At 73.8% G+C, this 24,478-nt stretch carries 23 protein-coding genes; 8 read left to right on the top strand and 15 right to left on the bottom strand.

Annotated elements, in window-relative coordinates:
* Positions 1-22: 22 nt before the first annotated feature.
* Positions 23-742 (top strand): ABC transporter permease, encoded by a 720-nt coding sequence (locus ABT015_RS19765; RefSeq protein WP_063348377.1) that lies wholly within the window; start codon positions 23-25, stop codon positions 740-742.
* Positions 743-840: 98 nt separating this feature from the next.
* Here ABT015_RS19765 and ABT015_RS19760 read toward each other — a convergent pair whose 3' ends face one another.
* The 11 genes from ABT015_RS19760 to ABT015_RS19710 all read right to left on the bottom strand — a co-directional run bounded on the left by ABT015_RS19760 (position 841) and on the right by ABT015_RS19710 (position 13,406).
* Complete coding sequence (locus tag ABT015_RS19760; RefSeq protein ID WP_350880685.1) at positions 841-2,127, bottom strand: CynX/NimT family MFS transporter; 1,287 nt, start codon at positions 2,125-2,127, stop codon at positions 841-843.
* 66 nt (positions 2,128-2,193) lie between these two features.
* Positions 2,194-2,925: a FadR/GntR family transcriptional regulator gene (locus ABT015_RS19755; RefSeq protein WP_350880683.1), complete on the bottom strand. Its 732-nt coding sequence runs from the start codon at positions 2,923-2,925 to the stop codon at positions 2,194-2,196.
* Between the two features lie 147 nt (positions 2,926-3,072).
* The gene (locus tag ABT015_RS19750; RefSeq protein WP_350880681.1) at positions 3,073-3,933 is read right to left on the bottom strand and encodes an HAD family hydrolase; all 861 of its coding nucleotides are present in this window, start codon (positions 3,931-3,933) and stop codon (positions 3,073-3,075) included.
* 47 nt (positions 3,934-3,980) lie between these two features.
* Positions 3,981-5,255, bottom strand: a complete 1,275-nt coding sequence (serS, locus tag ABT015_RS19745; RefSeq protein WP_350880679.1) for a serine--tRNA ligase — start codon at positions 5,253-5,255, stop codon at positions 3,981-3,983.
* A gap of 558 nt (positions 5,256-5,813) precedes the next feature.
* Positions 5,814-6,749: a prephenate dehydratase gene (gene pheA / locus ABT015_RS19740; RefSeq protein ID WP_350880677.1), complete on the bottom strand. Its 936-nt coding sequence runs from the start codon at positions 6,747-6,749 to the stop codon at positions 5,814-5,816.
* Positions 6,750-6,873: 124 nt separating this feature from the next.
* The gene (gene efeB / locus ABT015_RS19735; RefSeq protein ID WP_350880675.1) at positions 6,874-8,256 is read right to left on the bottom strand and encodes an iron uptake transporter deferrochelatase/peroxidase subunit; all 1,383 of its coding nucleotides are present in this window, start codon (positions 8,254-8,256) and stop codon (positions 6,874-6,876) included.
* Positions 8,257-8,261: 5 nt separating this feature from the next.
* Entirely contained in the window at positions 8,262-10,316 is a 2,055-nt protein-coding gene (locus ABT015_RS19730; RefSeq protein WP_350880673.1) for a copper resistance CopC/CopD family protein, read from the bottom strand.
* 13 nt (positions 10,317-10,329) lie between these two features.
* The gene (locus ABT015_RS19725) at positions 10,330-10,851 is read right to left on the bottom strand and encodes a copper chaperone PCu(A)C (RefSeq protein WP_350880671.1); all 522 of its coding nucleotides are present in this window, start codon (positions 10,849-10,851) and stop codon (positions 10,330-10,332) included.
* Complete coding sequence (locus ABT015_RS19720) at positions 10,848-11,516, bottom strand: SCO family protein (RefSeq protein ID WP_350880669.1); 669 nt, start codon at positions 11,514-11,516, stop codon at positions 10,848-10,850. The genes ABT015_RS19725 and ABT015_RS19720 overlap by 4 nt, the downstream gene beginning before the upstream one ends.
* A 79-nt stretch (positions 11,517-11,595) precedes the next feature.
* Entirely contained in the window at positions 11,596-12,351 is a 756-nt protein-coding gene (locus ABT015_RS19715) for a YcnI family copper-binding membrane protein (protein ID WP_350880667.1), read from the bottom strand.
* 224 nt (positions 12,352-12,575) lie between these two features.
* Positions 12,576-13,406 (bottom strand): hypothetical protein, encoded by an 831-nt coding sequence (locus ABT015_RS19710; protein WP_350880665.1) that lies wholly within the window; start codon positions 13,404-13,406, stop codon positions 12,576-12,578.
* 229 nt (positions 13,407-13,635) lie between these two features.
* Here ABT015_RS19710 and ABT015_RS19705 point away from each other — a divergent pair, with 229 nt between their 5' ends.
* Complete coding sequence (locus tag ABT015_RS19705; protein WP_350880663.1) at positions 13,636-14,271, top strand: ATP-binding protein; 636 nt, start codon at positions 13,636-13,638, stop codon at positions 14,269-14,271.
* A gap of 88 nt (positions 14,272-14,359) precedes the next feature.
* Here the strand turns inward: ABT015_RS19705 and ABT015_RS19700 are convergent, their stop codons facing one another.
* Complete coding sequence (locus ABT015_RS19700; protein ID WP_350880661.1) at positions 14,360-15,337, bottom strand: LAETG motif-containing sortase-dependent surface protein; 978 nt, start codon at positions 15,335-15,337, stop codon at positions 14,360-14,362.
* A 207-nt stretch (positions 15,338-15,544) separates the two neighbouring features.
* Between ABT015_RS19700 and ABT015_RS19695 the strand changes: the two genes are divergently transcribed.
* Both ABT015_RS19695 and ABT015_RS19690 read left to right on the top strand, forming a co-directional pair.
* Positions 15,545-15,775, top strand: coding sequence for a hypothetical protein (locus tag ABT015_RS19695; protein WP_350880659.1), 231 nt, complete (start codon positions 15,545-15,547; stop codon positions 15,773-15,775).
* 30 nt (positions 15,776-15,805) lie between these two features.
* The gene (locus ABT015_RS19690) at positions 15,806-17,125 is read left to right on the top strand and encodes an amidase (protein WP_350880657.1); all 1,320 of its coding nucleotides are present in this window, start codon (positions 15,806-15,808) and stop codon (positions 17,123-17,125) included.
* Here ABT015_RS19690 and ABT015_RS19685 read toward each other — a convergent pair.
* Complete coding sequence (locus tag ABT015_RS19685; protein ID WP_350880655.1) at positions 17,122-17,763, bottom strand: TetR/AcrR family transcriptional regulator; 642 nt, start codon at positions 17,761-17,763, stop codon at positions 17,122-17,124. The two genes, ABT015_RS19690 and ABT015_RS19685, sit on opposite strands and share 4 nt — an antisense overlap.
* A 175-nt stretch (positions 17,764-17,938) precedes the next feature.
* Between ABT015_RS19685 and ABT015_RS19680 the strand changes: the two genes are divergently transcribed.
* The 3 genes from ABT015_RS19680 to ABT015_RS19670 all read left to right on the top strand — a co-directional run bounded on the left by ABT015_RS19680 (position 17,939) and on the right by ABT015_RS19670 (position 20,584).
* Positions 17,939-18,805: an alpha/beta hydrolase gene (locus ABT015_RS19680; protein WP_350880653.1), complete on the top strand. Its 867-nt coding sequence runs from the start codon at positions 17,939-17,941 to the stop codon at positions 18,803-18,805.
* Positions 18,802-19,422, top strand: a complete 621-nt coding sequence (locus ABT015_RS19675; RefSeq protein ID WP_350880651.1) for a TIGR03086 family metal-binding protein — start codon at positions 18,802-18,804, stop codon at positions 19,420-19,422. Before ABT015_RS19680 ends, ABT015_RS19675 begins: the two co-directional genes overlap by 4 nt.
* A 340-nt stretch (positions 19,423-19,762) precedes the next feature.
* Positions 19,763-20,584: a protein phosphatase 2C domain-containing protein gene (locus tag ABT015_RS19670; protein WP_350880649.1), complete on the top strand. Its 822-nt coding sequence runs from the start codon at positions 19,763-19,765 to the stop codon at positions 20,582-20,584.
* Positions 20,585-20,653: 69 nt separating this feature from the next.
* Here ABT015_RS19670 and ABT015_RS19665 read toward each other — a convergent pair whose 3' ends face one another.
* The gene (locus ABT015_RS19665; protein WP_350880647.1) at positions 20,654-21,604 is read right to left on the bottom strand and encodes a pirin family protein; all 951 of its coding nucleotides are present in this window, start codon (positions 21,602-21,604) and stop codon (positions 20,654-20,656) included.
* Between the two features lie 125 nt (positions 21,605-21,729).
* Positions 21,730-22,233 (bottom strand): SseB family protein, encoded by a 504-nt coding sequence (locus ABT015_RS19660; protein ID WP_063348360.1) that lies wholly within the window; start codon positions 22,231-22,233, stop codon positions 21,730-21,732.
* Between the two features lie 214 nt (positions 22,234-22,447).
* Here ABT015_RS19660 and ABT015_RS19655 point away from each other — a divergent pair, with 214 nt between their 5' ends.
* Positions 22,448-24,277 carry an acyl-CoA dehydrogenase gene (locus tag ABT015_RS19655; protein WP_350880645.1) on the top strand — a complete coding sequence of 610 codons (1,830 nt, stop codon included), beginning with the start codon at positions 22,448-22,450 and terminating at the stop codon, positions 24,275-24,277.
* Positions 24,278-24,478 lie beyond the last annotated feature (201 nt).

The raw sequence follows: 24,478 nt of genomic DNA, 5'->3' as shown, positions 1-24,478 counted from the left end.
CCCAGGAAAGGGCCGACCGACCATGAACCCGACCGTCGCCAGGCTGACCCTGCGCGGCCTGCTGGGCCGCCGCCGCGGCCTCCTGCTGCTGGTGGTCCCCGCCCTGCTGCTGGTCATCTCGGCCGTCGCGAGCGGCACCGCCAGCGGGAACGAGCACGACCTCACCGTCAAGATCCTCGGGCAGCTCGGCCTCGGCACCCTGGTGCCGATCCTCGGCCTGGTCGTCGGCACCGGCGTGATCGCCACCGAGATCGACGACGGCTCGATCGTCTACCTGCTGGCCAAGCCGCTGCCGCGGTGGAAGATCGTCACCACCAAACTGGTCGTCGCGATCGGCACCACCTGGGTGTTCGCGGCCCTCCCGACGCTGCTCTGCGGCCTGCTGCTGATCGGCACCAGGGACGGCATCGCGCTCGGCTACACCGTGGCGGTGCTGGTCGCCGGGGCGGCGTACAGCGCGCTGTTCCTGCTGCTCGGCGTGGTCACCCGGCACGCGGTGGTGGCCGGGCTGGGGTACGCGCTGGTCTGGGAGTCGCTGATCGGCAACTTCGTGTCGGGCGCCCGGACGCTGAGCGTCCAGCAGTGGGGCCGGTCGGTGGCCGAGGCGGTCGCGGGGGACGCCGCGATCGGCGCCGACGTCTCGCTCGGGGTGGCCGTCCCGCTGCTGCTGGCGGTCACCGTCGCGGCGACGGTGCTGGCCTCGGTGAAGCTGGCCGGACTGACCCTGGCCGCCGAGGAGTAGCCGGCCGGGGTCGGCCCGGGGCAGCCGGGGTCGGTCCGGGGCAGCCGGGGTCGGCCCGGGTCGGTCAGGATCGGCCCGGGTCGGTCCGAGCGGAGGTGCTAGCCGAGCGTCCGGTTGCGGCCCGCGCCCCAGCCGGCCGCGCCGACCACGGTGGCCAGCACCAGCATCAGCACCAGGGTGGCCGTCCAGCCGCCGGTGAGCTGGTGCAGCGCGCCGGCGCCGACCGGGCCCGCCGCCGCGACCAGGTAGCCGACCGCCTGCGACATCCCGCCCAGCTGGGCGGCGCCGGCCGCGCTGCCGGTGCGCAGCACGATGAACGCCAGACCCAGGCCCAGCGAACCGCCCTGGGCGACGCCCAGGATGGTCGCCGACACCCAGGCGCCGGACACCGGCGCGATCAGCAGCAGGGCGACGCCGAGGCCGTTCAGCCCGGCCATGGCCACCGCCAGCCCGCGCTGGCGGGTCATCCGGCCGGCCAGCAGCGGCACCAGGAAGGCGCCCGCGACCTGCACCAGGTTGGAGAAGGCGAAGACCAGACCGGCCTCGCCGCGGTCCATGCCGTGGTCGGCCAGGATGGTCGGCATCCAGGCGACCAGGGTGTACACCAGCAGCGACGAGATGCCCATGAAGAGGCTGATCTGCCAGGCCATCGGCGAGCGCCAGATGCCCTCGATCGGCTTCTCGGCCGCCGCCCGACCGGCCGCAGGGCCGGCCACCCGTCCGGCGGAGAGGCCGGTCGGCGCCGCGACCGCCGCCCGCTCCTGCCGGGAGCGCAGCACCTGCGGCAGCCAGGCCACCGCGGCGATCAGCGCGAGCAGCGACCAGGTGCCCAGCGAGGCCTGCCAGCCGCCGCCGAGGGCGTGCTCCAGCGGCACCGACAGACCGGCCGCCAGGGTCGCGCCGACCAGCATGGTGGTCGAGTAGACGCCGGTCATCGCCGCCGCCCGGTCCGGGAACTCCCGCTTCACCAGGCCCGGCATCGACACGTTCAGCACCGCGATGGCCACGCCGATCACCACGCAGCCCGCGTACAGCGCCGCCACCGAGGGCAGCACCCGCAGCAGCACGCCCGCGCCCAGCACCAGGACCGCGCCCAGCACCACCCGTTCGGTGCCGAACCGCCGGGTCAGCCGGGGGGTGAGCGGGGCGCCGACGCCCTGGAACAGCACCGGCACGGTGGTGATCAGTCCGCTCGCGGTGGCGGAGAGTCCGAAGGTCCGCTGGATCTCGCCGACCATCGGCGACACCGCCGCCAGGCAGGCGCGCATGTTCAGCGCGACCAGCAGGATGCCGGTCAGCAGCAGCGCGGGGTGGGCCAGCCGGGTGCGGACGGGAAGCGGGAGGGACGTGGTGGCAACCGGCTGCTGGGCACGGGTGACGGCCATGGGTGTGCTGTTCTTTCGTGAATGTGCGCGAGGGCGCGGAGGACGGAAGGGAGGCGGGTGCCTACGTCACTTCCGGGCCGCGATGGCCGCGAGGAGCTGCTCGACGGCCGCGGTCGGCTCGGCGAGCAGCGCGCGACACGCGGCCTCGGCACGGTCCGGGTCGCCGCTCTCGATCGCGTCGACCAGCGCCGCGTGGGTGGCCACGGCCACCTCGGGCATGTCGTGGTCGCCGAAGGCCGAGGTCATCGACTCGCGCACGGAGGCGCCGAAGTAGCGGTAGACCTCGGTGAGCGCCGGGTTGTGCGCGGCCTCGACGATGGCGGTGTGGAACTCCAGGTCGTGCTCGACGGTGGCCTCGCGGTCGGTCCGCTCGGCGTGCGAGGCGATCACCTCGGCCTCGCGGGCCAGCGCGGCCCGCATCCGCTCGACGTCCTCGGGGGTGTGCCGCAGCGCGGCCAGTCGGGCGGCCTCGGTCTCCAGCGCGGCCCGGACCTCCAGGACGTCCCGGATGCCCGAGCGCTGGACGCCGCGCAGGACGGCGGCCGGGTCGCTGGTGGAGCGGACGAACGTCCCCTCGCCCTGGCGGGAGACGAGCATGCCGGCGTGCACCAGCACCCGGATCGCCTCCCGGACGGTGTTCCGGCCGACCTGGAGCCGCTCGGCGAGCTCGTGCTCGGTGGGGATCTGTGATCCCACCGGCCAGACACCGCCGGCCAGTTGCTCGCGCAGCTGGTCGATCGCGGTGTCCACCAGGGAGCGCCGTCCGGCCGCCTGGAGGCTGTTGCCGTCGCCGGTCATGCCGGTACTCCCTTCGTCTGGTCACCGCGTCGCTGGTCAGCGCCGGTCGTCGGTCATCCTACAACCGCTTGCCCGGTCATCCTACAACTGGAGGTGAACCCTCGCCGAACACCGCGCCGAACACCACGGCGGGGTCGGGAGGAGGAGTCAGACGCCCGGGTAGAGCTGTTCCAGGACGACGGCGACGCCGTCCTCGTCGTTGCTCGCGGTGACCTCGTCGGCGACGGCGAGCAGTTCCTCGTGGGCGTTGGCCATCGCGACGCCGCGGGCCGCCCAGCCGAACATCGGCACGTCGTTGGGCATGTCGCCGAAGGCGATGGTGTCGGCCCCGCGGACGCCCAGGCGGCGGGCGGCGACGGCCAGCCCGGTGGCCTTGGACAGGCCCAGCGGCAGCAGTTCGACCACTCCGGCACCGGCCATCACGACGCCGACCAGGTCCCCGGCGACGCGGCGGGCGGCCTCGGCGAGCGCGTCGTCGGTCAGTCCGGGGTGCTGGATGTAGAGCTTGCTGACCGGGGCGTCGAGCAGCTGGTCGCGGTCGACCCGGACGACCGGGAGGTCGGAGCCGATCAGCAGTTCGTAGCCGGGGCCGGCCAGCACCTCGCCGTCCAGGCCGTCCTGGTTGGCGGCGACGGCCAGCGGGCCGGTCTCGGCCTCGATCTTGGCGATGGCGAGCGCGGCGAGCCGGCGGTCCAGGGTGAGGGAGGTGAGCAGCCGGTGCGCGCCGGCGTCGTACACCTGGGCGCCCTGGCCGCAGACGGCTATCCCGGTGTAGCCGATCTCGTCGAAGACCGGGCGGGCCCAGGCGGCGGAGCGGCCGGTGACGACGATGTGCAGCGCGCCCGCGCCGGTGGCCGTGGCCAGGGCGGCGCGGGTGCGCTCGGAGACGGTCTCCTCGCTGGTCAGCAGGGTGCCGTCGAGGTCGGTGGCGACCAGCCGGTAGGGCAGGCCGCCACCGCTCGGGTGCTCACCGTCGGGGGAGACGGGGCTGGGGCTGGTGGTGCTCATGGGCCGTACGTCTCCCGGGAGTTGCGGGTGGTGCGGGTGGCGCGGTGCTACTTGACCGGTTCGAGGACGGTCCGCCCGCCGAGGAACGGCCGCAGTGCCTCGGGCACGACCACCGAGCCGTCGGCCTGCTGGTGGTTCTCCAGGATCGCCACGATGGTGCGCGGGACGGCGACCAGGGTGCCGTTCAGGGTGGCCAGCGGGCGGGTCTTGCCCTCCTCGCGCATCCGGATGGCGAGCCGGCGGGCCTGGTACTCGGTGGTGTTGGAGGTCGAGGTGACCTCGCGGTACTTGCCCTGGGTCGGGATCCAGGCCTCGATGTCGAACTTGCGCGCGGCCGAGGCGCCGAGGTCGCCGGAGGCGACGTCGATCACCCGGTAGGGCAGCTCCAGCGCGTTGAGGAAGTCCTTCTCCCACTGGAGCAGGCGGCGGTGCTCGTTCTCGGCGTCCTCGGGAGTGGTGTAGACGAACATCTCCACCTTCTCGAACTGGTGGACGCGGATGATGCCGCGGGTGTCCTTGCCGTAGGTGCCGGCCTCGCGGCGGAAGCAGGACGAGTAGCCGGCGTAGCGCAGCGGCAGCTTGTCGGCGTCGAGGATCTCGTCCATGTGGTACGCGGCGAGCGGGACCTCGCTGGTGCCGACCAGGTACCGGTCGTCCTCGGCGAGGTGGTACACGTTCTCGGCGGCCTGGCCGAGGAAGCCGGTGCCGTCCATGGCGGCGGGCCGGACCAGGGTCGGGGTGATCATCGGGATGAAGCCGGCCGCGGTGGCCTGGGCGATGGCCATGTTGACCAGGGCGAGCTCCAGCAGCGCGCCGACGCCGGTCAGGTAGTAGGAGCGGGCGCCGGCGACCTTGGCGCCGCGCTCGGTGTCGATCGCGCCCAGGATCTGGCCGAGCTCGACGTGGTCGCGCGGCTCGAAGCCCTCGGCGGCGAAGTCGCGCGGGGTGCCGATCTCCTCCAGGGTGACGAAGTCCTCCTCGCCGCCGACCGGGGCGGCCGGGTCGATGAGGTTCGCCAGCGAGCGGAGCAGGCGCTCGGCCTCCTCCTTGGCCGCGCCCTGCTCGGCGTCCGCGGCCTTGACCTCGGCGGCCAGCTCCTTGGTGCGCTGCAGCAGGGCGGCCTTCTCCTCGCCCTTGGCCTGGGCGACCTGCTTGCCGAGCGTCCGCTGCTCGCTGCGCAGTTCGTCGAAGCGACTGCCCGAGGACCGGCGCCGTTCGTCGGCGGAGAGGAGGGCGTCGACCAGGTCGACGTCCTCGCCACGGACGCGCTGCGAGGCGCGCACTCGGTCAGGGTCCTCACGAAGCAGGCGAAGGTCAATCACAGGCCCAAGCGTACCGGGCGGAGGCTCGTCCACCGGTACGGGTTTTCCCCTGGGGATAACCACCCGGATCCTGTGGATAACTTCTGTGGGGAACGCGCGGGGCCGGGGTTATCCACAGGATCCGGGCGGTGCCTGTGGATTGAAGGGGAGGTTGGCCCTCCGATCACCGAAGCCAGGGAATTGAGGTTTCAAACCTCATTTGACCTTCTCGGGTGAGGGAATTGAAGCACTCGGACGGGTGATTTAGTGGCACACGGGTGACTCTGGTCCGATTAGTCATCTCTACGCCGCTAACCAATGATCCGACCGAAACCCGCAGTGGCTATACCGGTTTGTCGACTCATCCCCAGGCCTGTGGATAACTTCCGGCTGTGGATAGTCCCCGCCCCTGTGGATGGCGGGTTCCGGCGCCGCGGGCCCCTGTGGACGACGGGTGCGGTCACCCGCCCCTTCCGTCCGGCCGGGGGAAAACGATCGGAAAAGGGCGAAAAGACAAAGGGCGTCGATCAGATGTTGTCGCGGTGCCGTCGCCTCGCCGTCGCGACACCCTCGCGTGGATCAGATGTCGCCGCGCCCGTCGAGGCACCGGGAGAGCCAGTCGGCGGCGGCCGTGAAATCGTCGTCCGAGGTCCCCTGCCGCCGGTGCGTGGAGACCTGCCGGTCGGCGCGCGGATAGGAGCCGAGGAAGCGCACCTGCGGGCTGATCCGCTTCAGCCCCATCAGGGCCTCCGCCACCCGGCGCTCGGACAGGTGCCCCTCGCAGTCGATCAGGAAGCAGTAGTTGCCGATGCCCTCGCCGGTCGGCCGCGACTCGATCCGCATCAGGTTGACCCCGCGCACCGCGAACTCCTGGAGCAGCTCCAGCAGCGCGCCCGGGTGGTCGTCCGGCAGCCAGACCACCATCGAGGTCTTGTCCGCGCCGGTCGGCGAGGAGACCCGGCCCGGGCGGCCGACCAGGACGAACCGGGTGGTCGCGGTCTGCGCGTCCGCGATGTCCTTGACCAGCGGGTCCAGCCCGTAGATCGGCGCCGCGAACTCGCCCGCGAACGCCCCGTCGTAGCGGCCCTCGGCGACCAGCCGGGCGCCGTCCGCGTTGGAGGCGGCCGACTCCCACTGCGCGTCCGGCAGGTTGGCCGCCAGCCAGCGGCGCACCTGCGCCTGGGCCACCGGGTGGCTGGTCACCGTCTTGACCCCCGCCAGGTCGGTGCCCGGCCGCACCAGCAGCGCGAAGGAGATCGGCAGCAGGACCTCACGGTAGATCATCAGCGGTGCGCCGGCGGCGAGTTCGTCGTTGGTCGCGGTGACGGCGCCCTCGACCGAGTTCTCGATCGGGACGAACGCCCCGGAGGCGTCCCCGCCGCGCACCGCGTCCAGCACCAGCGGCACCGAGGCCAGCGGCACCAGCTCCCGCGTCGCGGCCTCGGGCAGGGTGCGCAGCGCGGCCTCGGTGAAGGTGCCGGCCGGGCCGAGGTAGGTGTAGCGGGTGGCCGACATGACGCCTCCGTGGGGAACAGGGTGGAACCGGGGCAGGGGTGTTGCCGAAGAAGTCACCATAACGACTCCGCCCGCCGGCCGGGAAAGCGTTTCAGCGGCCGGGACCGGAGCCCGTCGGGGCGTGCTACTCGAAGAGCTGCTGGCCGAGGTACCCCCCGGCCGGGACGCCCGGCGGCACCGCGTACAGGCCGCTGGCCTCGTGCCGCAGGAAGCGGGAGAGGCCGTCCCCCCGGGCCAGCTTGCGCTGCACCGGGGTGAAGCCCTTGCGCGGGTCGGCCTGGAAGGCGAGGAAGAGCAGCCCGGCGTCCGGCGAGCCGTCGGGCAGCAGGCCGTCGTGGTACGAGAACCCGCGCCGCAGCATCGCCGCCCCGCCGTTGGCGGCCGGGGCGGCCACCCGGACGTGCGCGTCGGCGGGGATCGCCAGCGCGCCGTCCGGGCCCTGCGCGGCCAGGTCGACGGGGGTGCGCTCGCCGGCCCCGGCGGGCGCGCCGAGCGGCGCGCCGTCCGACTTGCGCCGCCCGATCACCCGCTCCTGCCGGTCGGTCGGCAGTGCCTCCCAGTTGTCCAGAAGCATCCGGATCCGCCGGAACACCAGGTACGAGCCGCCGGCGAGCCAGGCCGGCTGGTCCGGCCCGGCGGTGCAGAACACCTTGGCGGCGAAGCCGTCCTCACCCGGCTGGGGGTTGTTGGTGCCGTCGATCTGGCCCATCAGGTTGCGGCCGGTCATCGGGCGCGCGGTGGCACCGGGCGTACGGGCGAAGCCGGCCGACTGCCAGCGCAGCGCCGCCGTTCCGGCCGCCTGGCGTTGCAGCACCCGCAGCGCCTGCACGGCCACCAGGGCGTCGTCGGCGCCGATCTGGACGAACAGGTCGCCGTCGCCGCGTGCGGGGTCGAGCGCGTCGGCGGGGAAGGACGGCAGCGGTTCGAGCGCCTGCGGTCGGCGGTCGGCCAGCCCGGCCTTGTCGAACAGGGCGGCGCCGAAGCCGACGGTGAGGGTGAGCGAGCAGGGGCCGGCGTCCAGCGACACCTGGTTGTCGGCGTCCTCGGCGGGCTCCCCGGCGGTCAGCCGCTCGGCGGTCTTCGTCCAGCGCTGGAGCAGGGCGCGCAGCCCGTCCCGGCCGACGCCCTCGGCCAGGTCGAAGGCGGCCAGCTGGACCCGGGCCTGCTGGGGTTCGAGGATGCCGGCCTGGTGCTCGCCGTGGAACGGCACCCGGGCCGCGCCGAGCGCGCCGCCCGGTCCGGCGGCGGGCGTTGCGCCGGGGTGGCGGTCCAGGGCGACCGCCCCGGCGACGCCGGCTCCGGCGCCGGCCAGCAGCCCGGCGCCGGCGGTGCCGAGCAGGGCCCGCCGGGTGAAGCCGGCGCGGCCGGGCGCCTGCTCACCCTGTGCTGCGGGCCTCGGCACCGTGGCCCGGTCCGCCATGGCCCGGTCCGCCGTGGTGCGGTCCGTCGTGGCCCGGTCCGTCGTGGTGCGGTCCGTCGTGGTGCGGTCCGTCGAGGTGTGCTCCATCGCGGTCAGCCGATCTTGAACTGCTGGGTCGGGGTGGTCTGGTCGATGTCGGAGGAGCGGATCTGTACCGACACCACCCAGGTGCCGGCCAGCGGCAGCTGCGCGGTGCCGCTCCAGCGGCCGGTGCCCTCCGGGGTGAGCGCCACCGGCAGCGGGCCGAGGTCGCGGTCCGGCAGGGTGAAGGCGAGCTGCACCTCGGGGACGTCCACCGGCTGCCCGTCCGCGCCGGTCAGCGCGAGGTGCACCTCGTTCGGGCCGGTCCGGGCCGGGTTGAGGGTGACGGTCGCCGTCCCCTTGGCGTTCGGGGTGCGGCCCTTGGTGTCGTACGGGAGCTTGAGCTCCACGGTGCGGCCCGGCTCGGTCTGCGGAGCGGGCACGCCCCCGGCGGCCGACCCGGCGGCAGGTCCGGCGGCAGGTGCGACGGCACCGGCCTTGACCTCGCTCGCCACCCGCCCGGGCGGGGAGTTGGTGAGCATCGTGGTGACCACCAGCACCGCCACCGCGACCAGCGCCTCGACCAGCACCGAGCGGCGCAGCCCGGCCCGGGTCGGGGTCAGTCCGCGCTCGCGCCCGGCGCTCTCCCGGGCCGCCTGCTGGCGGGCCAGCTGGGCCTGCCGGAGCGGGTCCTCGGAGTGCGCGGCGGCGACGCCGACCGGCTCCGGCACCGCGGCCCGCTCGACCTCCGCCGCCTCGGCCGGGGCCGCGCGCAGCCGGGCCAGCCAGGTGCGGGAGAACCAGGCGGCGCCGAGCATCACGGCCACGCAGCCGGTCTTCACCAGCAGCAGCCGTCCGTACTCGGTGCCGGTCAGCGCGCCCCAGCTGCCGAGGCCGCGCCAGGACTGGTAGACGCCGGTGGCGGCCAGTACCGCGACCGAGCCGAAGGCGACCTTCGAGAAGCGGTCGACGACCTGCGCGCCGACGCCCTCGCGCAGCGCGACCAGCAACGCGGCCAGGCCGCCCAGCCAGAGCGCCATCGCGATCAGGTGCAGCATGCCGAGCGGCAGCGACAGCCAGACCTGGATGCCGACCGAGGCGTGGTCGGCGCCGACCCAGGTCGCCGCCAGGGCGATCGAGAGGACCAGCCCGGCGACGCCGAGGCCCAGCCGGGCCTCGCGCTGCGGCCGCTCGGCGGCGCGCTGCTCCAGCTCCCGCAGCTCGGCCTCCTCGGCCTCCTCGTCGCCCGCGCTTCCGCCGCTTCCGCCGCTCCCCGTGCTACCGGGGCTCCCCGTGGTCCCGGCGTCGCCGGGCTGCGCCGCCGACCGGGCCGGCTGCCCCAACTGGCCGACCAGCAGCGACAGGAACACCCCGCTCGCCGCGAGCAGCAGCAGCCGGGCGGCCAGCGCGGTGCCGATCCGCTCGTCCAGGGTGGCGCGCACCAGCGACAGGTCGAGGGCCTTGCCGATCCCCGAACCGCGCTCGTACGGGCCGCGCAGCATCAGCACCGCGACGGTGGAGGCCAGCAGCGCCGTCCAGCCGGTCATCAGCAGCCGCTGCATCCGGCGCCGGGTGGCGCCCTCCGGCCAGCAGATCAGCACGAACGCGGCGACGCCGGCGAGCAGCGCGAACGCCGCGTACGCGACGGTGCGCCCGGTGCCGTAGAGGGCGGAGACCAGGCCGTCGGCCTTGGCGCCCTGGAGCGCGGTGGCGGACACCGAGGTGTCCGAGGGCGCGCCGATGGAGAAGGTGAACGCGCCGCCGATCGGGTGCGAGTCCTCCGAGACGGCCCGCCAGGCGACGGTGTACGTGCCGTTGGCGAGCCCGCTGTTCAGCCCGACCCGGGCGGTGTCCGCCTTGCCGTCGGCGTGCCCGGGGTTGCCGGTGTCCACCGCCTTGCCGGCCGGGTCGAGCACCCGCACCGAGTCGCTGGACAGCGACACGGACTCGCTGAAGGTCAGCGTGACCGCCTGCGGGGCGGTGGCGACCACCGAGTTCTGGTGCGGGTCGGTGGACTCCAGGGTGGCGTGCGCGGCGGCCGGTCCGGCGCCGGCGAGCATCAGCGCGAGCAGCGCGCCGAGCGTCCCGAGCAGTCCGGCGATGCGGCGGTGGGCGGCCTTCTCCATGCTGGCGGTCCCCTTAACTCTGGCCGGGACGGTAGGTGAGCTCCTTGACCGGCACCTTGACCGACAGGGTGCCGGACTTGGCGAAGGTCAGGTCGAGCTCCAGCTCGTCGCCGAGGGCGGGGGCCTTCTGCCACCCCATGATCATCAGGTGGGTGCCGCCGCGGGCGAACTCCAACGCGCCGTGCGCGGGCACGTCCAGGCTCGGGACCTGCTCCATGCTCGACGGGGTCGAGCGGTGCATGGTGACGGACTCGGCGCCCGGGCTGCTCACCTTGACCAGCTGGTCCTGCCCGCCGTCGTTGCGGACGGTCAGGTAGCCGGCGGCCATCCCGCCGGCCGGGGGCAGCGGGATGTAGGAGTCGGCGACGCTCAGCTTCGCCGCCCCGCCGCCGGTACCGCCCTGACCGCCTGCCCCGCAGGCGACCAGGATGGCGCCGCCGCCCAGGGCCGTCGCCAGTACCGCGCCCGTGAGCGCCGTCCGCCGGAAGCCGAGGGTCGCGCGGCCGGCCGGGGCGTGGCCGGTCGAGGCCTTCATGCCGCGACCCCCTTGGCGAGCAGCGGCAGGTCGTGCTCGTAGGTCTTCACCTCGGTGCCGCTCAGGTAGAGCACGTGCGCCTTGTCGTCCGAGGGGAGGAAGGCCAGCACCTGCGCGCCGTGGGTCGAGGTGACGGTGCCGTCCGCGTTGACCACCGGGTCCTCGATCATGATGCCGAGCGACCTGGCGGCCGTCTTCACCTTGGCCAGGTCGCCGGTCAGGCCTATGAAGTCGCTGCCCATCGAGTCCAGCCAGGTGCGCAGCACCTGGGGGGTGTCGCGCTGCGGGTCGGTGGAGACGAAGACGACGTTGACCTTCTGCCGCTCCTCGGCCGGGAGCGCCTTCATCGCGACGCCGATGTCGCCCATGGTGGTCGGGCAGACGTCCGGGCAGCTGGTGTAGCCGAAGAACAGCAGCGTGGTCTTGCCGTTGGTCTGCTGCCGCAGGTCGTACGGCTGACCGGAGGTGTCGGTCAGCTGGAGGTCGGGCTTCTCGAAGTTCTTGGTGAGCACCGTGCCCTGGTACGGCGAGTCGGACTTCTGCCGGGTGACCTTGGCGGGGGTCGAGCCGCCCCCGGAGGAGCCGCAGGCGGTCAGCGTCAGGGCGGCGGCGAGCGCGACGGCGGCCGCGCCGGCCAGGCGGGTGGTGCGGGTGGTGCGGAGCATGGGAGATCCGATCGTGCGGGGTGGGACCGCCGGCGGGACCGTACCCGGGGCGTGGGTACGGCCCCGCCGGCGGGGCGGGTCAGGAGGCGGAGCCGCTGCTCCGGCGGCGCAGGCCGAGCACGCCGACGGCGGTGCCGATCACGCCGACCACGATGCCGACCACGCCGAGCACCCGGGCGGTGGAGTCGCTGGACTTGGCGCCGGCCGGGGCCGCGGCGTGGTCGGCGCTGTCGCCGTGGGCGCCCGCGGAGGGGGCGGCGGTGACGCCGCCGTGGGCGTCCTCACCGGCGGCGGCCTTGGTGAGCTTCAGGACGGGGGCCGGGTGGGCCGGCTCGGGCTGGCCGTCCTTGGACTCGTCGATCCAGCGGACGATGTCGCCGTTGTCGTAGGTCTGCAGGGTCTTGAAGACCATGCTGTCGGCGTCGGAGGGCAGCGGGCCGATCGAGACCCGGAACTCCTGGAACTGACCGGGGGCGATCTTGGTGCCGGAGTCGGCGGTCCAGGTGATCTTGGAGACGGCCTCGTTGACGTCGCTGCCGTGCACCTTGATCGGCTTGTCGAGCTTCGCCTTCTCGACGGTCGCGGTCCAGCCCGGCAGCGGCAGGGTGCGGACGGAGGCCAGCGGGTGGTCCAGCGGGAGGTTGACCTCCAGCTTCACCGTGCCGGCGGCGTCGCTCTCGTTCGGCACCCGGAAGTCGACGGCCGTGTAGCCGCCCTGGGCGGCCGCACCCGGGTTCACGGTGACGTGCGCGAACGCGGGACCGGCCAGCGCCACCACGGAGGCGGCGGCGGTGAGGGCGACGGCGGCGAGACGGCGGGTGGGAAGGGAACGCATGATGAGGTGTCTCCGATCGGAGCTCGGCGGACCGGCCCGCGTCCGGGCGACGGGAAGACCGTGCCTCGGCGGGGCCGCGCGTGGGGACGTGCTGGGGACGTGTGGGGGCGGAACCGGGGGCCGTCGGCGTGTCGGGGACACACGGGATGTCGGGGACACACGGGACCGGCCCGGGACGCTGCGCACGACCGGGGCCCGACACGAACAGGGCGCCAGGAGCCGGATCAGTACGCGAAGGCCCCGCGCGGCGGACCGCGCCGCACCACGCTGTGCCGCAGCGCGGCACCCGCCGGAAGCGGACTCTCCCCGCCCCGGACACCGAAGGGGTGGGCCGGACCGGCGGCGCCGAACAGGCCGCGCAGCAGCGCCGCCACCAGCAGCAGCGCCGACCGCAGCGGCGCCGCCCAGTGCTCCCGGGCCGCCGACGCGGTCACCCGCACCAGCCGCCACAGCGCCGCCTCACCGCGCCGCAGCCACCAGCCCGCGACCAGCGCGGCGGCCAGGTGCCCGGCCAGCATCGACGGCGTCATCCCGAACACGCCGCCCTGCCACCACGGCGCGACGGCGTACGCGTTCGGGTCCAGGCCCGCCGAGGAGACCAGCTGCTCGGCGGTCGGGCTCCCGGGCAGGCCGGCCAGCGTGCCGGGGCGCGCCTCGTTGCAGATCAGCCGGCCCGCCACGGTCGGCAGGGTCAGCGGACCGGAGCCGCCGTGGTGCATGCCGGCCATGCCGCCGATCGCGGCGTGGCCGTTGAAGCTGTGGAACAGGCAGTGCAGCCCGAGCTGCCCCGCGCCCAGCGCACCGGCGATGGCCGTCAGCGAACGCTCCCGCCCACCGCAGGCCACCGCGAGCACCAGCACCGCGGCGAAGCCCGTCGCCAACGCGGTCGGCGGCACGTTCCCGCCACCCGCCAGGGCGTGCCCGGCGGCCGCTATCAGCGTGCACACCAGGGCGAACGGGACGGCCCGGGCAAGCCGCAGGTCCCAGGCGGCGGCCCCCACCGGCGCATCCGGTGCGAGGGCGCCCGGGAGCGGGGCGGCGGGGAGGGCAGTCATGGCCGGGACATCATCTCACCGCCTACCTCGCCCGCGTGGGCAGGGTGGGAAATCCCTACGAATGCCCCGTTCGGCAGCGGCGTGCAGACCGGAGAGTGCGCCACTCGGCACAATCCACGGCCTCAGTCCATCCGCCGAACGGGCGGCAGCGGGCCCCGGGCACGGTTCACCGCCGAATCGCCCGGAGATACCTAGTTGTATGTGGAGCCGCAGCCAGGAGGGACCTCCCGTGGACATCTGGTGGACTCTGCACCTCAAGCGCGACCCGGCCAGCGTCCCGCTGGCCCGGCGCATCCTGCTCGGTGCCATGGCGACGGCGGGCGTCGATCCGCAGATCGCCCACGACCTCGGCGTCGCCCTCAGTGAGGCCTGCGCCAACGCCGTCGAGCACGGCGCCTGCGGGCGGCCCGACGACGGCTTCCAGGTCACCGCCTCGATCAGCGGCGACCGCCTGCGGATCGAGGTCACCGACTCCGGCCCCGGCCTGCCCGGCCCCGTCGGCACCCCCGCCCCGCTGCCGCGTCGCCGCCCTGTCCCCCCGCCGCCGCCCCGCCCGGCCGCGCACCGCCGCCCCCGCCGCGGCCGCGCCACCGTCCCGGCCCGCGTCCTCACCGGCCACCAGCCCCGGCGCGACGGCCACCCCTACGACACCCACGTCCTCCCCGCCCGCCCCGCAGCGCCCACGCTGCGCCCCGTGGACCTCGACACCCTCCCGGACCTCACCGCCGAATCCGGCCGGGGCCTCTTCCTCATCCACGCCCTCACCGACCACGTCCAGCTCCGCAACCACCCGCTCCGGGGCGCCATCGTGAGCTTCGACAAGATCCTCAAGTGGCAGGACGGGGCCCTGCTGCGGGCGTCCTGACACGGCGAACTGATGACGACGCGCTGATACGACGAACGCCGGGGGCGCGGACCACGGTCCGCGCCCCCGGCGTTCAGTCGGTGCAGGGTCAGCTGTGCGCGCCGGCCTTGCGGCGGCGCAGGAGGAACACGGTGCCGGCGCCGGCCGCCAGGACGGCGGCGCCGCCGAGGGCGATCGGCAGGGTGCTGGAGTCGGCACCGGTCTCGGCCAGGTGCGGGCCCGCCGACGGCGAGGCGGAGGCCGAACCGTGGCCGGCGGCCACGGGGGTGCCGGCAGTCGGCGTGGCGGCACCGGCCTCGGCGACCCGGAACTCGCCCTCGAAGGGGTTGTAGAACTGGGTGCAGGCGTTCGGCTTGTTGTTGGCCGGGGTGGGCACCTTGTCGTTGTCGAACGCGTCGGAGCCGGCGTCGTAGTTGGCGCCGTACTTCCCGACCGGGGCCTTGGCGGTGGCGGCGATCCGGACCTGGTAGGTGATCTTCTCGCCCTTGGCCAGCTTGAGGTCCGGCGACCGGAGGGAGCGGTCGTCGAGCTTTGCGGGCTTCCAGCCGGAGCCGGTGTTCAGCTGAACGTCGAAGAACTCGGTGCTCCACTGGACGGGGTAGTCCCCGTCGAACTCGTCGGTGACGTAGAGCGAGTTGTGGACGGCGGGCAGATCGACGCCGCTGTTGTTCTGCCAGGTCACGCTCAGCTCGGCGGCCGGTCCGCCCTTGACCAGGGTGGTGCCGTACAGGCCGGAGCCGGTGACCTTGAGCAGCGGGCTCTGGTAGACGCCGCCGTGGCACCGGTCGCTGGTGGTCGGGGTCGGCGTCGGCAGGGTGGACGGCCGGTTGGTGGGGGTGGCCGTCGCGGTGCGGCTGGGGGTGGTGCTCGGAGTCGCCGTGGCGGGGGCGCTCGGGGTGGTGCTCGGGGCCGGGGTGCTCGGCGCGGGGGCGCTCGGGGTGGCCGGGGTGGAGGTGGGGGGCGGAGAGGAGGGAACTCCGACCGCACTCGCGCTGACGGCGCCGACCGTGGTGCCGAAGGAGAGCGCCATCAGCGCGGACGCGGCCAGAAGGCGAGAAGAGCGCACGTTGAGAAGCTCCAGATTGGGGTAAATGGGGTCGATTTCGGGCGACTTGAGGCCTCCGGCGGGGCCGTCGGCGCGGGTCGCGCCCGCGAACCCTACCGGTTGCGAGTGGCTGGTTTCGATCAGATTTGGCGCTAAGTGATCGGTGCTGCCCGGGCGCCTGTTCGGCCACCGGTTGCCGGGGTGGCCGGGGGGCCGGACGATGGCCGCATGAAGCACCAGATGCGAGCCGAGTACGGGGCCGGGGGTGCGACCGGCGGGGTGCGGTTGTGGCACATGGTCCGGGGGGCGGAGAGCGTGGCGATGTGCGGCCGGGAGCTCGACCCGGGCGCGCAGGTGCGGGAGCCGGTGGACTGGGGCAAGACACCGGAGCTGTGCTGCCACACCTGCGGGGCGTACTACCTGCGCGAGACGCCGTACCTGTCGGCCGAACACCAGTAGTGCGCCAACGGGTGGTCTACCGTGATCGGCATGGAGCAACCCCTCGCCCGGCCACGGTCGTTGACCCGTGAGGCCGCCGGGCTGCGGTCCGGCGTACCGGGCCTGTCCGAGCACGTCGACCGGTTCTGCGCGCTGGTCGAACGGGTGGATCCGCTGATCCACGCGTTCGTCCCGGAGCCGGGGCGGCACGACCGGCTGCGCGCGCAGGCGCGGGCGCTGGCCGCGCGGCACCCCGAGCCGGCCGGGCGGCCGCCGCTGTACGGGGTGACGGTGGGGGTCAAGGACATCGTGCACGTGGACGGGCTGCCCACGCACGGCGGTTCGGCGCTGCCGCCGGGGGTCCTGGCGGGGCCGCAGGCCGTGGTGGTGGACCGGCTGCGGGCGGCCGGGGCGCTGGTCGCCGGAAAGACGGTGACCGCCGAGTTCGCGGCGAGCGCGCCGGGACCGACCCGCAACCCGCACCATCCCGGGCACACCCCGGGCGGCTCCAGCAGCGGGTCGGCGGCGGCGGTCGCGGCGGGGCTGGTGCCGCTGGCGGTCGGCACCCAGACGGTGGGGTCGGTGATCCGGCCGGCCGCGTACTGCGGGGTGGTGGGCTTCCGGCCCACGTACGGGCGGATCCCGACGGCCGGGGTGATCCCGAACGCGCCGAGCTTCGACACCCTGGGGGTGTTCACGGCCGATCTGGCCGGGGCGGCCCTGGCGGCCGCACTGCTCTGCGACGAATGGCGGGGCGGGCCGGCGGCCGCCGTACGGCCGGTGCTCGGGGTCCCGGACGGCGCGTACCTGGAGCGGGCCGATCCGGCGGCGCTGCGCGTCTTCGAGGAGAGCCTGGAGCGCCTGGCGCGGGCCGGCCTGACGGTACGCCGGGTGCCGCTGTTCCCGGACTTCGCCGGGATCACCCGGCAACTGCAGACGATCAACCGCTTCGAGCTGGCCCGCAGCCACGCCGACTGGTTCGCCCGGTTCGGCGGCCTGTACCGGCCGGAGACGGCGGCGAGCATCCGGGTCGGTCAGGGCGTCGCGGCGGAGGACCGGGCGGCCGCGCTCCAGGCCCGGGAGCGGTTGCGCGAGCGGGTCGCCCGGGCGACCGCCGAGGCCGGAGTGGACCTGTGGCTGGCGCCGTCGGCGACCGGCGGGGCGCCGGAGGGCCTGCACACCACCGGGGACCCGGTGATGTCGCTGCCGTGGAGCTACCTGGGCCTGCCCGCGCTGAGCCTGCCGGCCGGGCGGACGGCGGAGGGGCTGCCGCTGGGCCTCCAGGTGGTGGGCACGGCGGGCGGCGACGAGCGGCTGCTGGCCCAGGCGGCTTTCCTGGAAGGGGCGTTGGGCGGAAGCCCGGAAGCCTAGGCGAGCGCCGGGTCGGCCGGGTCGTTGGCCTCGGCGCGCAGCAGGCGCAGCAGGAGGCGGGCGGCCCGCTGGTAGGGAACGTCCTCGTCGTGCAGCACGGCCTGGGAGTTGGCCGTCTCCAGGAGGGCGATCAGGGCGAAGGCGAGGTCGTCGAGGTCGGTGCCGGGCCGTAGGCCGCCGGTGGCGCGGGCCTCGGCGAGGGCGTCGGTGATCACCTGGCGCCATTCGCGGGCGCAGTCGGCGAGGGCGTCCCGGACGGCGCCGGGGCGGGCGTCGAACTCGGCGGTGACCTCGTAGAAGAAGCAGCCGCCGGGGAAGACCCGGGCCCGGGAGTAGTCGAGCCAGCCCTCGCAGAGGGCGCGGGCCCGGGCGAGGCCGGGCGGGGTGTCGGCGACCGGGGCGACGACGGCGTCGGCGAAGATGCGGCGGGCGGCGCGGACGGTGGCGAGTTGGAGCTCCTCCTTGGAGCCGAAGCCGGCGAACACGCCGCTCTTGCTGAGTCCGAGGTCGGTGGCGAGGCGGCCGATGGAGAGCGCGCCGAGGCCTTCGACGGAGGCGATCGCGACGGCGCGGTGCAGCACCGCCCGGCGGGTCTCCTCGCCGCGCAGGACCCGTCCGTCCGTGGTCGATCCGGCCATCGGCCACCTCAGTTCTCGTCGTCGCCGTCGCCGTCGCGGTGCGTGCCGCCAGGGTAGCCCGGGGGTGGGCGGCGGACTTCCTGTTCATAAAACTGCACGAACGGTCGTGCTAATATCCGGACCCAGCACGGCCCCCGCACCCCGGCACGCCCGTCCGCACCGACAGGGAGACCGCATGGACCCGGCCCTCGCACTGGTTCGCACCGCCCTCAACACCACCTCGCACCTGGCGCCCCGGCTGGCCGGCCGCGCCGCGTACGAGCTGTTCCAGCGTCCGCTGCGGCGCAGCGCCGTCCGCCCAGCCGAGCGGGAGACCCACCGGCAGGCCGCCGTCGAGCGGATCACCGTGAACGGCAAGGAGGTCGTCGTCTACCGCTGGGGCGACGGCACCCGGCCGGTGCTGCTGATGCACGGCTGGCGATCCCGCGCCTCGCGCTTCGCCCCCTACGTGCCCCGGCTGCGCGCGCTCGGGCTGAGCCCGGTCGCCTTCGACGCGCCGGGCCACGGCGACTCCGGCGGCCGGGCCACCACGGTGCTGGAGTACCGCGCCATCGCCGGGCAACTCCAGGACGGCTACGGCGGGTTCGAGGCGATCGTGGCGCACTCGCTGGGCGTGGCCGGGGCGTTCCTGGCGCTGCGCGAGGGAGTCCGGGCCGGGCGGCTGGTCGCCCTCGCCGGGGTCAGCGAATTCGCCTGCCTGCCGGGCGCGTTCTGCGCCGGGCTCGGCCTCGGCCCGGTGATCGAGCGGGACCTGCGGCACCGGATCGAGCACGAGCTGTTCGCCGGCACCGAGGACCCGTGGCGGCGCTTCGACGCCGCGCACCGGCCCGAGGAGGTGTCGCCGCCGATCCTGGTGGCGCACGACGAGGACGACGACGTGGTCGGAATATCGCACGCGCGGCGCCTGAAAGCCGCGTACGGTGACCGGCTGGAACTACTGGTCACCCGGGGGCTCGGCCACCGCCGGATCGTCGCCGAGCCCACCGTCATCGACAACGCGATCGGCTTCCTGTCGGCCGGTCAGGAGGTCAGTGCCGCATGAGCCGTGCCGGAGAACTCGTCGAACTGCACGCCCGATCGCTGGAGTTGGCCGCCGAAGTGGTGGACGGCCTGCGGTCGGACCAGCTGGAGCTGCCGAGCCCGTGCGCGGGCTGGACGCTGCGCCGGCTGATGGAGCACATCGTCGGCCAGCACCAGGGCTTCGCCGCGGCCGCCCGCGGCGCCGGGCCCGACCTCGCGCTCTGGGCCGACGCCCCGGTCGGCGACGACCCGGCGGGCGCCTTCCGCCGCACGGGCGCCGAGCTCACCGAGGCGTTCCGCGAGGCCGTGGCGGCCGGGCGCGAGGTCTGGCTGCCGGAGATCCGGCACGGCGGCCCCTTCCCGCTGGCGCACGCGGTCGGCTTCCACCTGCTCGACACCCTGGTGCACGGCTGGGACGTCGCGGCCGCGCTCGGCGTCCAGGCCCCGTTCACCGCCGTCGTGGACGGCGACGAGGCGCTGGCGGCGACCCTGCTGGCGGTCGCCGAGGCCGTCCCGGCCGCGCCGGAGAACCGGGTGCCGGGCAAGGCGTTCGCGCCGCGCCTCGAACCGGGTGCGGAGGGCGGCCGGTTCGACCGCGCGCTGGCCCTGCTCGGGCGGGACCCGGCCTGGAAGGCCTAGGGCGGTCCGGGCAGGGCCTAGGCGTGCCGGCCGCCGCGCTGTTCGTCGGGGAAGCGCGGCCCGCCGATCAGGAAGAGCAGCGCGGCCGTCGGAAAGCCGGTCGAGGCGGCCACCAGCACGATGAACTCCCAGAACATCTCCTGCTCCTCGTCAGTCCCGGGCCGCCCGGACACCCGAAGGTGATCCCAAACCTGACAGGCCCTGATTGGCCGAATTGTCCGGTTGCTATTCGACGGTATGACCGGATTGCCCAGGCTGCCACCGGGCGGCGGGGACCGGCCCGCGCCACACCGGCGCAGGGGTCTGGGCGCCGGGCGGGGGTGGCGGCCACACTGTCGGGATGCAGCTACAGCTCGCAGGGGAAGCACGGCGGCCGGACCGCGAGAGCGAGGACTTCGCGGCGGCCTCGCCGGAGGCGCTGGTACTGCTGGACGGCGCGAGTTCGCCGGCCGGCCTGGAGTCCGGGTGCCGGCACGGAACCGCCTGGTACGTCCGCCGGTTGGGCGTGCACCTGCTCGCCCGGCTCACCGACCGGGTGGACCGCTCGATCGCCGAGTGCCTGGCCGACGCCATCGTGGAGACGGCCGCGCTGCACGGCGGCCGCTGCGACCTGGGCCACCCCAACACCCCCGCGGCGATGGTGGTGGCGGCCCGCCGGCACGGCGAGTCGCTGGAGTACCTGGTGCTCGGCGACTCGCTGCTGGTGCTGGAGTACAAGGACGGTCCGCCGAAGGTGATCGGGGACAACCAGCGCTTCCCCGGCGGGGAGGAACTGCGTCGGCAGGTCTGGGCGACCGTCCCCGGCTCGGCCGAGCGGGCCGCGCTGCACCTGGAGTACGCGCTGGCCGTCCGGTCCGCCCGCAACCGGGGCAACGGTCCGTGGATCGCCGCGGCCAGCCCGAAGGCGGCCGGGCACGCGGAGACCGGCTTCGTCCGGCTGGAGCGGCTGCACGCGCTGGCCGCGCTCACCGACGGCGCCTCGCGCTTCACCGAGCGCTTCGGGCTGGGGAGTTGGGCGGACGTGCTGCGGCTGCTCGCCGAGTCCGGTCCGGGCGAACTGATCGCGCAGGTCCGCGAGGTCGAGCGGGCGGACGCCGCCTGCGAGCGCTGGCCGCGCGGCAAGGCGCACGACGACGCCTCGGCGGTCTACGCGCTGCTGTAGCGCGTAGACGGCCGAGGCGCCGGGGGGTGCGGTCACCGGGGTGGTGCGGTAACCGCCGGGGCAGTGCCGTCAGTCGATCGGGTGGCCGAACCGGCCGGACTGGAAGTCCTGCATGGCCTGCTCCAGTTCGCGGTGGCTGTTCATCACGAACGGCCCGTACCAGGCGACCGGTTCGCGGATCGGCTGCCCGCCGAGCAGGATCACGTCCAGGTTGGGGTGGCGGGAGTCCTGCTTGGTGTCGGCGGTGATGGTGATGGTGTCGCCCTCGCCGAACACGGCCGCCTGCCCGGTGTGGACCGGGCGGCCCTCGACGCCGACGGTGCCGTCGCCGTTGAGGACGTAGGCGAGCGCGTTGAAGTCCGGCCGCCACGGCAGGGTGACCTGCGCGCCCGGGGTGATGCTGGCGTGCAGCAGGGTTATCGGGGTGTGGGTGACGCCCGGGCCCCGGTGGCCGTCCAACTCGCCCGCGATCAGCCGCAGGATCGCGCCGCCGTCCGGGGTGGAGAGCAGCTTGACGTGGCCGCCGTGGATGTCCTGGTAGCGCGGGGCGGCCATCTTGTCGGAGGCCGGGAGGTTGACCCACAGCTGGATGCCGTGGAACAGGCCGCCGGTGGTCACCAGCGACTCCGGCGGGGTCTCGATGTGCAGGATGCCCGAGCCGGCCGTCATCCACTGGGTGTCGCCGCCGCCGAGGTGGCCGCCGCCGCCGTGCGAGTCCTTGTGGATGAACTCGCCGTCGATCAGGTAGGTGACCGTCTCGAAGCCGCGGTGCGGGTGCCAGGGCGTGCCCTTGGGCTCGCCTGCGGCGTACTCCACCTCGCCCATCTGGTCCATCATGATGAACGGGTCGAGGTACTTGGTGTTGATCTTGGCGAAGGCGCGGCGGACCGGGAAGCCCTCGCCTTCGAAGCCCTCGGGCGCGGTCGCGACGGTGAGGACCGGCCGGGCGCTGGTGGCGGCGGGGTCGGGGGTGGCGACGCGCGGCAGGGTCAGCGGGTTGTCGACGGTCACGGCGGGCATGTCGGCCTCCTTCGGGGGTTCCTCTGGCCTACGTCCACGAGGTTAGTTCAATTCTCAACAACAAGCAAGTTGAAAGTTGAACCATATGGTGACGAAGGAGCGCGGGGCTCCTCCTCCGGGATGGGTCAGCCGTACATGCGGCGCATGGTGAAGTCGACCATCTGCTCGACCGCCTTGGCGTCGAACACCATCCGGTGCTCGCCCTCCATGTCCAGCGCGAAGCCGTAGCCGGTCGGCAGCAGGTCCAGGACCTCGGCGCCGGTGACGGTGAAGTGCTTGGAGTCCTTGCCGGCGTAGCGGCGCAGCTCCTTCAGCGAGCTGAACATCGGGATCACCGGCGTCGGCGTGTTGTGCAGCGCCAGGAAGCCGGGCCGCTCGCCGCGCGGGCAGTGCACCTTCGAGGTGATGAAGATGGCCTGGAAGTCCTCGACCGCCATCGAGCCCGTGGTGAACGCCCGGACGGCGTCCGCCAGCGACGGCGGGGAGGGCTCGGGGTAGAGGGACTGCTGGGACGCCTGCGACTGCGCGCCGTAGGCGTCGGGGCCGGGCATGCCGTTCATGCCCGGCTGCGGACCCGCCTGCTGCTGGTAGGGGTCGCCCGGGTATGCGTTCTGGTCATATCCGTACACACGGACAGGCTATCGGGAGCGCACCCGCCCGTGCGGGCGTCGATCCTGACAAGGACTGGTCGTCCCGACTTGTGGGACGTGACCACGTTCATAGCGGATTCACCGCCAGGGGCTTGCCCAAGTTACCGCTGGGTAGCATCATGATGCGTACTGGTGGGTACGGGGCGCCCGAACGCGGCGGTCTCCCGGAAGCGACGAACCGGAGAAAACGGCCATGGGTCACTACAAGTCCAACCTGCGGGACGTGGAGTTCAACCTCTTCGAGGTGTTCGGTCGCGAGCAGGTCTACGGCTCCGGACCGTTCGCGGACATGGACGTCGAGACCGCGAAGAACATCCTGAGCGAGATCTCGCGCCTCGCCGAGAACGACCTCGCCGCGTCCTTCACCGACAGCGACCGCAACCCGCCGGTCTTCGACCCCGAGACCAACACCGCGCCGGTCCCGGCCACCTTCAAGAAGAGCTACCAGACCTACATGGACGCCGAGTGGTGGCGTCTGGGCATCCCGGAGGCGATCGGCGGCCAGGTCACCCCGTCCTCCCTGATCTGGGCCTACGCCGAGCAGGTCCTGGGCTCCAACCCGGCCATCTGGATGTACTCCTCCGGCCCCGCCTTCGCCGGCGTCGTCCACGACGAGGGCACCGAGGAGCAGAAGAAGGTCGCCCAGCGGATGACCGACCGCCTCTGGGGCGCCACCATGGTCCTCACCGAGCCCGACGCGGGCTCGGACGTGGGCGCGGGCCGCACCAAGGCGATCAAGCAGGAGGACGGCTCCTGGCACATCGAGGGCGTGAAGCGCTTCATCACCTCGGGCGAGCACGACATGTCCGAGAACATCATCCACCTGGTGCTGGCCCGCCCCGAGGGCGGCAAGCCCGGCACCAAGGGCCTGGGCCTGTACATCGTCCCCAAGTTCGACTTCGACTGGGAGACCGGCGAGCTGGGCGAGCGCAACGGCGCCTACGCCACCAACGTCGAGCACAAGATGGGCCTCAAGGCCTCGAACACCTGCGAGATGACCTTCGGCGCCAAGCACCCGGCCAAGGGCTGGCTGCTCGGCGAGAAGGTCGACGGCATCCGCCAGATGTTCAAGATCATCGAGTTCGCCCGGATGATGGTCGGCACGAAGGCCATCGCCACCCTCTCCACCGGCTACCTGAACGCCCTGGAGTACGCCAAGGAGCGCGTGCAGGGCGCCGACATCTCGCAGTTCCTGGACAAGACCGCCCCGCGCGTCACCATCACCCACCACCCGGACGTGCGCCGCTCGCTGCTCACCCAGAAGGCCTACGCCGAGGGCATGCGCGCGCTGGTCCTGTTCACCGCGTCCGTCCAGGACGACATGGTGGCCGCCGGCCTGCGCGGCGAGCGCGACGAGGCCGCCGAGCGCCTCAACGACCTGCTGCTGCCGATCGTCAAGGGCTACGGCTCCGAGAAGTCCTACGAGCAGCTCGCCCAGTCCCTGCAGACCTTCGGTGGCTCCGGCTACCTGCAGGAGTACCCGATCGAGCAGTACATCCGGGATGCCAAGATCGACACCCTCTACGAGGGCACCACCGCGATCCAGGGCCAGGACTTCTTCTTCCGCAAGATCGTCAAGGACGGCGGCCAGGCGCTCACCGCGCTGTCCGAGCAGATCCAGAAGTTCCTCGGCGCGGCCGAGGGCGGCGACGCCCTGGCCGCCGAGCGCGAGCTGCTCGCCAAGGCCGTCGGCGACCTGGACGCCATCGTGGGCAAGCTGCTGGCCGACCTCACCTCGGTCGAGCAGGACGTCAAGAACATGTACAAGGTGGGCCTCAACACCACCCGCCTGCTGCTCGTCTCCGGCGACGTCGTCGTCGGCTGGCTGCTGCTGCGTCAGGCCGCGGTGGCGCTGGCCAAGCTGGAGGCCGGGGCCTCGGAGAAGGACGTCCCGTTCTACCAGGGCAAGGTCGCGGCGGCCCGCTTCTTCGCCAAGAACGTCCTGCCGACCGTCGCCCCGCAGCGGCTGATCGCCGAGGGCATCGACAACGAGATCATGGACCTGGCGGAGGAGGCCTTCTGAGGCCCTCGCCCCACCCGTCACCCGCCGCGGTGCCCCCAGGGGCTCCGCGAGGGGCGTGACACCTCTCCGACCGCCTGACAGCACCCTCACGTCGAAGGGCCCGGCCACCGCCGGGCCCTTCGGCGTTGCCGCCCGTCCGCCCGTCCGCCCGTCCGCCCCGCACCCGTCGCCGAGTTCGCCCGTTTCGCACCGGTTGTTCGG

It is taken from the genome of Kitasatospora sp. NPDC094016, assembly GCF_040304045.1.
GTDB lineage: Bacteria > Actinomycetota > Actinomycetes > Streptomycetales > Streptomycetaceae > Kitasatospora.
This window is presented reverse-complemented; position numbering and strand designations above follow the sequence as displayed.